Origin of the sequence: Actinosynnema sp. NPDC049800 (assembly GCF_040656635.1) — a bacterium.
Lineage (GTDB): Bacteria > Actinomycetota > Actinomycetes > Mycobacteriales > Pseudonocardiaceae > Actinosynnema.
In genome coordinates, this window is sequence record NZ_JBFAMT010000017.1 from 147,274 (window position 1) to 158,690 (window position 11,417).

At 73.9% G+C, this 11,417-nt stretch carries 8 protein-coding genes; 5 read left to right on the forward strand and 3 right to left on the reverse strand.

The window, feature by feature from the left end; all coding sequences use genetic code 11:
• Nucleotides 1-67: 67 nt before the first annotated feature.
• Nucleotides 68-2,476 (reverse strand): helix-turn-helix transcriptional regulator, encoded by a 2,409-nt coding sequence (locus tag AB0I91_RS21660; RefSeq protein WP_499638394.1) that lies wholly within the window; start codon nucleotides 2,474-2,476, stop codon nucleotides 68-70.
• Complete coding sequence (locus AB0I91_RS21665; protein WP_499638396.1) at nucleotides 2,473-3,765, reverse strand: Hsp70 family protein; 1,293 nt, start codon at nucleotides 3,763-3,765, stop codon at nucleotides 2,473-2,475. Before AB0I91_RS21665 ends, AB0I91_RS21660 begins: the two co-directional genes overlap by 4 nt.
• A 245-nt stretch (nucleotides 3,766-4,010) precedes the next feature.
• Here AB0I91_RS21665 and AB0I91_RS21670 point away from each other — a divergent pair, with 245 nt between their 5' ends.
• From AB0I91_RS21670 to AB0I91_RS21680, 3 genes are all read left to right on the forward strand, one after another.
• Entirely contained in the window at nucleotides 4,011-4,967 is a 957-nt protein-coding gene (locus AB0I91_RS21670) for an IniB N-terminal domain-containing protein (RefSeq protein WP_498786828.1), read from the forward strand.
• Nucleotides 4,968-5,097: 130 nt separating this feature from the next.
• On the forward strand, nucleotides 5,098-6,909 hold the full coding sequence (locus AB0I91_RS21675; RefSeq protein WP_498786827.1) for a dynamin family protein: 1,812 nt from the start codon (nucleotides 5,098-5,100) through the stop codon (nucleotides 6,907-6,909).
• Nucleotides 6,906-8,309: a P-loop NTPase family protein gene (locus AB0I91_RS21680; RefSeq protein ID WP_498786826.1), complete on the forward strand. Its 1,404-nt coding sequence runs from the start codon at nucleotides 6,906-6,908 to the stop codon at nucleotides 8,307-8,309. The genes AB0I91_RS21675 and AB0I91_RS21680 overlap by 4 nt, the downstream gene beginning before the upstream one ends.
• Nucleotides 8,310-8,319: 10 nt before the next feature.
• Here AB0I91_RS21680 and AB0I91_RS21685 read toward each other — a convergent pair whose 3' ends face one another.
• Complete coding sequence (locus AB0I91_RS21685; RefSeq protein WP_498786825.1) at nucleotides 8,320-9,135, reverse strand: LysR family transcriptional regulator; 816 nt, start codon at nucleotides 9,133-9,135, stop codon at nucleotides 8,320-8,322.
• Between the two features lie 76 nt (nucleotides 9,136-9,211).
• On the opposite strand from AB0I91_RS21685, the gene AB0I91_RS21690 reads away from it, so the two are divergent.
• Nucleotides 9,212-10,069: a PhzF family phenazine biosynthesis protein gene (locus AB0I91_RS21690; protein ID WP_499617102.1), complete on the forward strand. Its 858-nt coding sequence runs from the start codon at nucleotides 9,212-9,214 to the stop codon at nucleotides 10,067-10,069.
• Between the two features lie 272 nt (nucleotides 10,070-10,341).
• Nucleotides 10,342-11,328, forward strand: a complete 987-nt coding sequence (locus AB0I91_RS21695; RefSeq protein WP_499617100.1) for a LysR family transcriptional regulator — start codon at nucleotides 10,342-10,344, stop codon at nucleotides 11,326-11,328.
• The last annotated feature ends 89 nt before the right edge of the window (nucleotides 11,329-11,417 follow it).

Genomic DNA, 11,417 nt, shown 5'->3' on the forward strand with positions numbered 1-11,417 from the left:
AAAAGTTAGCACGGCTGAGCAAGATCGTGCGCGGTCGCGTGGAAACCGCAGGTCAGGTGAGGTGCGATCAGCCGACGATCTGGCGGAGCTGGTCCAGCAGCTCCGCCCGGCTGGTGCAGCCCAGCCGCTGGCGGATGCGCGCCACGTGGTGCTCGACCGTCTTCGCCGAGATGAACAGGCGGTCGCCGACCTGCTTGTAGGTCAGCCCGCCGACGACCAGCTCGGCCACCTCGCGCTCGCGGTCGCTGAGCTTGCCCGCGTCGGCCTCCACCGCCGGTTCGGGCTGCTTGCGCGCGGTCGTGGCGGTGCGCCCCTGGAGCAGTCGCGCGCAGTCCAGGAGCCGCACCATCGCCTGGCGGTCCGACGTCCTGATCGCGGCCTGGCCGGCGAGCCTGGCCGCGTCCCACCACTGGCCGACGGCCTGCAGGCCGCGCGCGGACTCCTCGACCTGGTCGGCGTCCACCTTGCCCGCCACCACGTCGAGCCAGCTCTCCGCCGCCGCCGACACGATCCCGGCGTACCGGCTGCGGTCCCGGCACGCGGCCAGCGACGCCGCGTGCTCCTCGGCGACGGACGTCTCCTCGGCGATGATCGCCGCGTGCAGCGCGCTCCAGTGCAGCGGCACGGCCCAGAGGCTCGGCTCACCCAAGTCCCGCAACACCTCCCGCGCGGCGGTGAGGTGCGGCGCGAGCCGGTGCTGGTCGCGCAGCCGCGCGGCGGCGGTGGCGAACTCGCCGAGCGGCAGGAACGTGAACAGGTCCACGGGGTGCCTCAGCACCGCCTCGTGCGCCTGCTCCCACGTCCGCTTCAACGTCGCCAGGTCGCTGTTGCGCCGCGCGACGCCGATCTCCAGCGCCACCGCGAACAGCCAGTCCCGCGGTTCCAGCGGGCGGCCGACCTTCCGCAGCGCCACCAGCGCTTCCCTGGCCTGCGCGAGGTTGCCGCGCTGCATCGCGATCCACGCCCGCAGCAACCGGTGCCGCACGACCATCAGCGCGCCGCCCGACGACGTCGCCATCGCCCGGTCCAGCACCGATTCCGCGACGCCCGGCTCGCCGCTGTGCAACGCCACCAGCGCGGCCAGCGCGGCGGGCGTGTCCGGCAGCAGCACGGCCCGCCCGGCCGGTTCGAGCAACCCGGCCGCACGCACCAAAGTGGACAGTGCCGTGGTCGCGGACGACGTCACCGACTCCACCACGCCTTGCGCCATCAGGGAAGCGCCGCCGTCGAGCATGGTCGGCGGCGCGACGGGCAGCGGCTCGGTCGGCAGCCGTCCCGTGCCGACCTGGCCGATGACCGCGAACGCCGAGGACGTCGAGCTCGGCGACCACCGGTGCAGCTCCGTGCCGCGGGCCAGCTGGCCCCGGTGCGCCAGCGCGATCGCGGCCACCTCCGCCGCCGCGCCGCGGTGCTCGACGTCGCCGCCGGAGATCACCTGGTCCGCGAGCCGCATCGCCGCGTCGAGGTCGCCCGCCATGGCCGAGGCCACCGCCCGCCGCACGGCGACGTCCGCGCCCGCCGTGCCGATGGCGGCCAGCAGCCGCGCCGCCAGCGCCGGGTCGGTGGCCAGCGCCTCCTCGGCCGCCGCCCGGAACGCCTGCGCCATCTCCGGTCCGACGACACCGGCCTGGTTGCCCGTCCCGCCGACGCCGATCAACGGCCGCACCAGGTCGAGCACCGGCCCGCCGGACGCCAGCTGCAGCTCGGCCAGCCGCTGCCGCACGGCGATCCGCCGGTCGGTGCGGCTCAGCGACGCCACCGCCTGCCGGGCGACGGGCAGCAACGTCCCGTCGGCCGCGACCAGGCCGGTGGCCCGCCCCGCCTCGATCACGTCGCCGACCGCGTCGGCGTCGACCCCGAGCAGCCCGCCGAGCAGGTCCAGCCGCAGCGCCGCACCCGCCTCGGCGGCCAGCAGGTACTTCCGCACGTCGGCGTCCAGCCAGTCCAGGTCGGCCCGGAACGACGCCACCACCTCCGGCGTGAGCTCCGCCGCGGTCAGCCCGGCCAGCCGCCGCACGAACCGCGGCACGCCGCCGGTCTGCTGGTGCACGTAGTCCACCAGGCCGCGGGCGGACGCGGGCAGCACCGCGCGCACCTGCTCCCGCGTGAACGGCTCCAGCATCAACGACGGCCGCGCCCGGCCCAACGACTCGGCCAACGCCGCCAGCGCGCGCGACCGCGGCCACGGCCGGTAGGCCACCACGACGTGCTCGTCACCCCGTTCGACCAGGGAGCGCAGCGCCAGCAGCTCGGCGTCCGGCAGCAGGTGCGCGTCGTCCACGACCGAGGCCGACGCGCCCGCGTCACCGAACGCCCGCGTGATCTCCCGCAGCACGGTGGTCTTGCCGTACCCGCCGGGCGCGACCACGCCGAGCCGCAGCACGGGCCCGGAGCCGACGGCTGCTGCCGCGACGGCGTCCAGGACCTGCGTGACCTGCTGGGACAACACTGGACTCGCGGTCGTGCTCGGGCTCAACGGCCATCCTCGCTGTCACGGGCACGGCGCCCACCGGTCGGCACGAGCCCGCGCACGACGCGCTTCACGGTGCGCCGTTCCGGCAGGTCGAGCGGTGTGATGTCGACGGGCGGGCGGGGCGGCGGCGCGGTGGGCTCCGCGTCCGGCGCCTCCAAGCCACCCACGGGGAACCTCAGCGACGGGTCGTCGTCGCGCACCATGACCGAGGTCTCGATCGGCTCGGGCTCGGCGTCGGGCCCGATCACGAGCCTGCGCGCGGCCAGCGCCGCGCCCTTCACCACCGACGTCTCGGGCGCGGCCTCCAGCACCACCCGGCCGGGCACGGACGCCGCGATCAGCGGGATGCGGGCGCTGCCGCCGACGAGCGCGGTCATCTCCACGCCGCCGGACACGACGCGTTCGAACACCGCCACGGCCTGCTCCACGTCCGGGCGGATCAGGTCCTCGAACTGCGCGCGGGTGATCGGCACGTCCACCGGCCCGGACGGCAGGTGCACCGGGATGGACGTCTCCAGCGTGCCCGACAGCACCCGCTTGGCCGCCTCGCAGTCGCGGCGCAGCCTGCCGAACAGGCCGCGGGTGCGGGGGTCGTCGGCGTCCAGTTCGGCCAGCTCCCGCCCGAGCGAGGTCCGCACGTGCGAGAAGACCGCGTCGTCGAAGTCGACGCCGGCGGCCTGGTCGACCCCTTCGACGGTCTTGACCAGCTCGAAACCCCGGCCGACGACGGACGCGGCGAACCCGTGGCTGCCGAGGCTGAACACGCCCAGCGACCCGGCGAAGGACCGGCTGTACGCGTGGTTCTCGGCCGCCGCGACGGGCTCGGGCACCAGCGACGCCTCCACGCCGACCGCCCGCAGCGCCCGGTGCATCAGGCCCTTGGCGTACGCGCCCCAGCCGGACGGGTGCGCGAGCACGACGTGCGCGGGCCGTTCGCCTTCCCGCGCGGCGACCTGGTCGGCCACCCACATGACCATGAGCGCGGTGAGCTCCTCCGCCGGGCACCGCTCGGCGTCCGCGTCCCTGAAACCGGGCGACAGCGGGTCCGGCCCCAGCACGACCGGCACCGCGTCGCCGACCCGGCGGCCGAAGCCGGTCGCGGTCCACCGCGGGTCGCCCGGCTCGCCGACCGCGAACGCGCCGTCGGGGGTGAGCTGCAGCGTCGACGCCACCCCGCCGCCCGGACCGCCGAGGCCGACCACCTCGGGCTCGGCGCGCCCGGTCCCGCCCAACCGGCACACGGCGGCGGCGGTGCGCGTGGTGCCCACGTCGACCCCGAGGACGTACGGCAACTCGGAGCCTCCTTCACTCACCTGAACGAACTACCGGCAGTACCTACACGGGTTACGAGATGGTCACAAGGCCATCCCCTAATCCCCTAGGGAGTGAACGAGAACCACCCCATCGTGGTTGCGGCATCTACTGGGAGTAATCCCCGATGGCCGGTGATCCCCCCGCCCATACCTTGATCACCAGGCCGGACCCCACCCCTGCCGGGCCGGCTACCCGCGTCCTACTCGACCAGGAGACATCCATCATGGGCTCCAGCCCCAACACGCTGCACGACTTCGTTCTCGACCTGCTCAGCGACCCGACCGCGCTGGCCGACTTCCAGGCCGACGCCGAGGGCACCCTGGCGAGGGCCGGCCTGAGCGACATCAGCGCCCTGGACGTGCAGGAAGTCATCCCGCTGGTGCTCGACTACGTGCCGACCGGGGGCCTGCCCGCCCTCGACGGCTCGCTGCTCGAGGACCTGCCGCTCGACCTGGTCGACGCAGGCCAGGCCGGCGCGATCTTCCAGCTCAAGGCCGTCACGGACCAGCTCGCGGTGTCGGGTGCCACCGGCGCCGGCGACGTCAAGGCCGCCGTGGCGGGCACGCTCAGCGCGGACGCCGACGGCCTGTCGGTCTTCGGCGGCGTGTCGAGCTGGGACCTGCTCGACGGCGCCGCCTCGGCGGAGCTGACGGTCGAGGGCGACTTCTCCGCGGTGGGTGACGTGACCGACACCCTGGACGGCACGCTGCACACCGCCACCGGTCAGGTCTCGGACCTGACCGCCACGGCGACCGGCACGCTGGACGGTGCCGTCGCCACCGCGGGTGGGGTCACCGGCTCGCTGCCGGGCGCGGAAGGCCTGACCAGCACCGCGTTCGGCGCCGTCGACACGCTCAACGGCGTGATCGGCAACGTGACCGGTGGCCTCACCAGCTCGCTGCCCGTCGGCGACCTCGGCAACGTGGCCGGCCTCGGCGACGTGGCGGGCCTGGGCAACGTGGCGGGCCTCGGCGACGCGCTCGGCGTGTCCGGCTCGGCGCACGGCTCGGCCGAGTTCGACACCCACGGCGCCGCTCCCCTGTCCGACGTCACCGGTGTGGTCTCGGGCGTGGCGGACACCGCCGGCGTCGGCGGTGTCGTGAGCAACGTCACCGGCACGGTCGACAGCCTCGACCTGCCGGTCGTCGACTCGCTCGGCGTGGACAACCTGCTCTTCTGAGACTGATCCACCACCGGAGGGCCGGTCCTGTCCACGCGACGGGACCGGCCCTCGCCTTGTGCCCGGAACATGCCCGGAACGTCCCCGGACTTTCACCCGGACGGGTTTTACCGGCACACTCTGCCGGGTGATGTCCGCGCCTTGGCTCGACGTGCTCGACGACACGATCCGGGCTTGCGCTGCGCACAACCGGCCCGACCTGGCCGAACGGTTGCGCGACAAGCGCGCCCGCCAGCTGGACCCCAAGCTCCGCGTGCTCGTGATCGGCGAGCCGAAGCAGGGCAAGAGCCAGCTCGTGAACGCGATGGTGAACGCCCCGGTGTGCGCGGTGGGTGATGACGTCACCACCACCGTTCCCACTTTCGTGCAGCACGCGGAGACCCCGTCGGCCGCACTCGTGCGCGGCGCGTCCATCGCGAACACGCCCACCGAACGCATCCCCGTGCCCCTCGACCAGCTCGCCAGCCGGGTGAGCGCCGACCGGCACCACGGCGGCGACGTCGTGCGCGCCGAGGTCGGCATCCCCCGAGCCCTGCTCGACTCGGGCCTGGTGCTGATCGACACGCCGGGCGTCGGCGACCTGCGGCCCGCGCACACGGCGAGCACGTTCGCCGCGCTGCTCCAGGCCGACGCCGTGCTCATGGTCTCCGACGCGACGGCCGAGCTGACCGGGTCGGAGCTGGAGCTGCTCAAGCAGGTCATGACGTCGTGCCCGAACGTGATCGTGGTCCTCACCAAGATCGACATCGCGGCGCAGTGGCGGCGGGTGGTCGAGCGCAACCGGGCGCACCTGGCCCGCGCCGGCGTGACCGCGAAGCTGGTCCCGGTCTCCGCCGCGCTGCGCCTGCGCGCGGCCAAGACCGGCGACAAGGCGCTCAACGCCGAGTCCGGCTTCCCCGAGCTGCTCACCTGCGTGCGGCAGGACATCGTGGCCGCCGCCGACCAGCTGGCCCGCCGCACGGTCGCGGTCACCGCCGCGTCGGCGATCAAGCAGCTGGTCGCGCCGGTGCGCGAGGAGCTGACCGCCGGGGTCGCGCAGGGCCCGGAGAAGACGATCGCCGCGCTCAACGAGGCCCAGCGCCGCATCGACGAGCTGCGCCGCCGGTCCGCGCGCTGGCAGACCGTGCTGGCCGACGAGATGGCCGACCTGGTCTCCGACATCGAGTACGACCTGCGCGACCGCACCCGCAAGATCATGCGCGAGGTGGACAAGACGTTCGAGACCGCCGACCCGGCGCTGGGCTGGGACAAGTTCGAGTCCTGGCTGGAGGACAACCTCACCGAGGCCGCCACCACGAACTTCGCCTGGCTGCTCGACCGCTCGGAGTGGGTGGCCGAGAAGGTCGCCAGGAGCTTCCCGGTCGTCCGCGACGACCTGCTGCCCGAGTCGATCTTCCCGGACGACGTGCTGGACCGGGTCGCGCCCATGGACAAGCCGGTGATCGAGAAGTTCAGCGTGATGCAGAAGGCGTTCACCGGCCTGAAGGGCTCCTACGGCGGCGTGCTGATGTTCGGCCTGGCGACGAGCCTCGCCGGGATGCCGCTGATCAACGCGATCTCGCTGGGCGCGGGCGCGCTGTTCGGCGGCAAGTCGATCATCGACGAGAGCGACCAGCGGCTGCGCCGCAGGCAGGCCGCCGCCAAGGCCGCCGCGGCCCGGCACGTGGACGACTTCTTCATCAAGTTCAGCAAGGACTGCCGCGACGCGGCCCGGCACATCCAGCGCAGCCTGCGCAACCACTTCGCCACGCTGGCCGAGGAGCTGCAGGAGACGCTGCTCGAATCGGCCCGCAGCGCCCGTCGCGCGGTGCAGGACGACAACACCGAGCGCGAGCGCCGCAACCGGGACGCCAAGCGGGAGCTGGACGACCTCGTGCAGCTCTACCAACGGGTCCAAGGGCTCGCGGGAGGTCAGGCGCCACCGCTGGGGATCAGCGCATGATGCCTTCGGGCGAGGCGCCGCCGGGCGTGACGCTGGAGGACGAGGTCTGGGCGCTGCTCGAGGACGCCCTGGTGGTCTACCGGGACAGCCCGCGCGCGGTCGCGTGGCTGCGCGGGCACCAGGCGCGGTTCGGCGAGCCGGTGCGCGTCGCCGTGGCGGGCGCGCCGCGCTCGGGCAAGTCGACCGTGGTCAGCGCGTTGATCGGCGAGGAGTTCGCGCCGACCGGCGCCACCACGTGGTACCAGGACGGGCCGCGGCCGCGGGCGCACGTCGGCCAGTACGAGGTGCCGGTGCTGCGCCGCGACGGCAAGGCGTTCGTCGACGCGCCGGACGCCGAGCGCGTGACCGTGGAGTGGCCGTCGCGGTCGTTGCGCGACCTGACCCTGATCGACACGCCGGCGGGCGCGCCGGTCGAGCACGTCTACGGCGAGGCCGACGCGGTGCTGTACCTGACCAGGCACATGCACACCACGGACGTGCGGTTCCTGCAGACCGCGCACGACCACCCGGTGGCGCGGGTCGCGCCGGTGAACACGGTGCTGGTGCTGTCGCGGGCCGACGAGATCGGCGGCGGCCGGATCGACGCGCTGTCCTCGGCCAAGCAGATCGCCCGCCGGTACCGGCGCGAGGCGACGGTGACCCCGTTGTGCCAGAACGTGGTCGCGGTGGCGGGGCTGCTCGCGGTGGCCGCGCGGACGTTGCGCCCGGAGGAGTTCGCGGCGCTGGCGTCGCTGGCGTCGTTGGCGCGCACGGAGTTGGACGGCCACCTGCTGTCCGCGGACCGGTTCGTCGGCGAGGACTTCCCGGTGCGGCTGGACCCGGCGGCGCGGCGGGGCCTGGTGGACCGGTTCGGCATCTTCGGCGTGCGGCTGACGACGACGTTGATCCGGCAGGGCTTCGACACGCAGGTGAAGCTGACCGGGCAGCTGGTGCAGCGCAGCGGGCTCGGCGAGCTGCGCGACTCGATCGGCGTCTACTTCACCGAGCGCCGGGAGGTGCTCAAGGCGCGGGCGGCGTTGCTGGGGCTGGACGTGGTGCTGCGCGCGGAACCGCGGCCCGGGTCGATCGGGTTGGCGGCGTCGGTGGAGCGGATCCTGGCTTCGGCGCACGACTTCCGGGAGCTGAGGTTGTTGGCCGCGTTGCAGGGCGGGCGCACCCGGCTGCCCGGCGACCTGGAGGCCGAGGCGTCGCGGTTGGTCGGCGGGCTGGGCACGAACCCGGTGGTGCGGTTGGGGATGGAGCACGAGCCGACGGAGGGCGAGTTGCGGCGGGCCGTGCTGGAGGCGTTGGGGCGGTGGCGCGGGCACGCGGTGGACCCCGCGCTGGACCACGGGCAGCGGCGGGCGGCGGCGGTGGTCGTGCGCAGCTGCGAGGGGATGCTGGCGCAGCCGGTCGGATGAGCGCCGGTCCTCAGCCGAGCGCGGCCGCGACGGCGCGGACGGCCGCGGAAGGGGTGCGGCGCGGGTCCGTGACGAGGAACAACGTGCTGTCGGGCAGTTCACGGACGCGCTGGAGCGTGCCCGCGTCCAGGTGCTCGGCGACGGCGACGCGCGGCAGGACCGTCCAGCCCAGGCCGGCCACCACGCACGACCGCACGGCCTCGATGCTGCCGAACCGGGTGATGCTCGGCGTCGCGGGCAGGTCGCGCACGAACCGGTCGCTGTAGGAGCAGCCCTCCTCCAGCAGGAAGTACCGCTCGTCCAGCACCACGCCGGGCGCGGACACCAGCTCGATCGGCTCCACGCCGATCGCGGTGACCTTCAGGCCCGGCGCGACCAGCGAGTCCTCCAGCACCAGGGCGAGGTCCAGGGTGCCGTTGCGGACGCCGGTCAGGGCTTGGCGGGTGCCGGCCGGCGAGAGGTGCACGGAGATGCCCGGCCAGCGCATCGCCACGTCCGCGACGCGTTGCGGCAGCCGGTAGGCGCAGACCGACTCGGGTGCGGCTATGCGGACGTCGCCCTCCACGGCCGTGCTGCCGCGCACGGCGTCACGCAGGCGTTGCTCGGCGGTGAGCACCTCGCGGGCGTGCTCGACGGCCTGCCGGCCCGCCTCGGTGAGCCGGGCGCCGCTGGGCAGCCGGTCGAACAGGCGGGCGCCCAGGTGCCGCTCCAGGGCCTTGACCTGGCTCGTCACCGTGGATTGCACGAGGTGCAGCTCCGCCGCGGTGGCGGTGAAGCTGCCCGTGCGCGCGAGCACCAGGAGGGTGCGCAGGAGGCGGGTGTCCACCGCATCGACAATACCGATCGGATCCATCGCAGGGAATCGTTGGACTCGATGGTAGGTGGTGGGAGACGCTGTCCGCATGAACGACGTGCATGAGACCGCGGTCCGGGAACCGGACGTGCTCCGCTACAGCGCTTTCACCACCGACCCCGCCGGCGGCAACCCGGCCGGTGTCGTGCTCGACGCTACCGGCTTGACCGAGGCGTCGATGCTGGAGATCGCCGCCGAGGTCGGCTACTCGGAGACCGCGTTCCTGTTCCCGCGCGGTGACGGGTGGGAGTTCGACGTGCGGTACTTCAGCCCGTTGGTGGAGGTGCCGTTCTGCGGTCACGCGACCGTGGCGTCGGCGGTCGCGCTGGAGCGGACGGGGACGGTCCGGTTCCACACGCCCGCCGGGCTGGTCGAGATCGCCGCGACGCCCGGGAAGGCCGGCTTGACCAGCGTGCCCACGTCGTCGACGCCGGCGCCGGCGGGTGACGTGGCCGAGGCGTTGCGCGCGCTGGGGTGGTCGGCCGACGACCTCGACCCGCGGTACCCGGTGCACTGGGCGTTCGGCGGGTCGAGGCACCTGGTGCTGGCGGTGCGCACGCGGGAGCGGTTGGCGGCGTTGGAGTACGACTTCGACGCGTTGGGCGACCTGTTGCGGGCCAACGACGCGGTGACCGCGCAGTTGGTGCACCAGCGCAGCGAGGACGTCTTCGACGCGCGCGACCCGTTCCCGGTGGGCGGTGTGGTGGAGGACCCGGCGACCGGGTCCGCCGCGGCGGCGTTCGGCGGCTACCTGCGGGCCGTCGGGCAGGTCGACCGGCGGCGGTCGATCACCATCCACCAGGGCGTGGACATGGGCAGGCCCAGCCTGTTGGAGATCGCGGTCTCGCCCGACGACCCCCGGGTCACCGTGACCGGGACGGCGGTGCGGATCCCGGTCCACCCCTGATCCCCGCCGGCCGCGCGCACCGACCACGCGACGGGGCCGCCGGTCGCTCACTCCGCAGTCGCGACCGGCGGCCCCGAACGGGGTGGGGACGTCGGCCTCGCACCCCCTGGCACGTCACCTGCACCCGTGGCGCGGGGCGGGACGGCCCGAGTCCGCTTCAGTAGATCTGGCTCGCGTGACGCATCCGCTTCTCCTCGGTCGCAGGGGAACCTCGCCAACTATGACCGCCGGAAGGGCTGGCGGCTCATACGAAAGGGGGATAGAAGAGCGTTATGCCCGAGCTTGAGCTACGCCACCTGCGCGCGGTGTGCGCGATCGCGGAAGAAGGCAGCCTCACGAAGGCCGCCTCACGCCTGGGGCTCACGCAACCCGCGATGAGCGCCCAGCTGCGGACCGTCGAACGGATCGTGGGCGGTCGGCTGTTCGACCGGACCCCCGGCGGTTCCCTGCCCACCGACCTCGGCAAGCAGGTCGTCGGCACGGCCCGGCTGGTGCTCGACGAGGTCGAGCAGCTGGTCTCGCTGGCCCGCGGGCGGACCAGCGAGGGCAAGCCCGGCCCGTTGCTGGTCGGCGGGGTGCCCACGTTGTTCTTCGGGCAGTTCGTGGCGGAGCTGCGCCGGGTGATCCCCTGCTCGGAGGTCCGCACGGAGATCATGTCCGGCGCGTCGGACCTGCTGGAGCTGCTGGTGTCGGGACAGGTGCAGCTGGGCGTGCTCGACCGGTTCGAAGGGCTGGAGCGGCGGGAGCTGCGCGGGCTGGAGCTGCGGCGGCTGGTGAGCGAGCCGCAGTTCGTGGCGCTGCCGGAGACCGACCCGCTGGTCGTCCAGGACGACGTCGACCTCGCGCAGCTGGCCGACCGGGACTGGGTCGCGCCGCCGGACGAGCTCGTCGGCAACCGGCTGCAGATCTTCCAGGCGTGCGCGGCGGCCGGTTTCACGCCCCGGTTCACCCACCACGTGAACGAGGCGAGCACCGCGCGCAGCCTGGTCGCCAACGGGGCGGTGTCGTTCGCGCTGCCGCAGTCGCGCAGCGGGGACGGGATCGTGATCCGGCCGCTGCGCGGCGCGCCGCTGATGGTGGACCTGCTGCTGGCCACCCGCCGGGACGGCCCCGCCGCCGGCCGGGCCCACGACGTCTTCGCCGCCGCCGCCCGCGCCTACCGCTCGGTGCTGCCCCGCAATCCCGGGTACGCGAAGTGGTGGGCGGAGCACCCCGAAGCGCACCGGGAGATCGACGCGGCCCTGGTGGCGGGCGGCTAGCGCCTGTTTCACAAGTCCGTGTTCGCGATAGTCGGGCCTGAGGCGGCTCCCGGGGGCACGGCCGAATGGGCCACATACAACAGCGGTAT

Bases quoted from the DNA above. Each gene is read 5' to 3' on its own strand.
- AB0I91_RS21675 (WP_498786827.1), top strand. From the start codon at position 5,098: ATGTCCGCGCCTTGGCTCGACGTGCTCGACGACACGATCCGGGCTTGC.
- AB0I91_RS21670 (WP_498786828.1), top strand. From the start codon at position 4,011: ATGGGCTCCAGCCCCAACACGCTGCACGACTTCGTTCTCGACCTGCTC.
- AB0I91_RS21690 (WP_499617102.1), top strand. From the start codon at position 9,212: ATGAACGACGTGCATGAGACCGCGGTCCGGGAACCGGACGTGCTCCGC.
- AB0I91_RS21695 (WP_499617100.1), top strand. From the start codon at position 10,342: ATGCCCGAGCTTGAGCTACGCCACCTGCGCGCGGTGTGCGCGATCGCG.
- AB0I91_RS21680 (WP_498786826.1), top strand. From the start codon at position 6,906: ATGATGCCTTCGGGCGAGGCGCCGCCGGGCGTGACGCTGGAGGACGAG.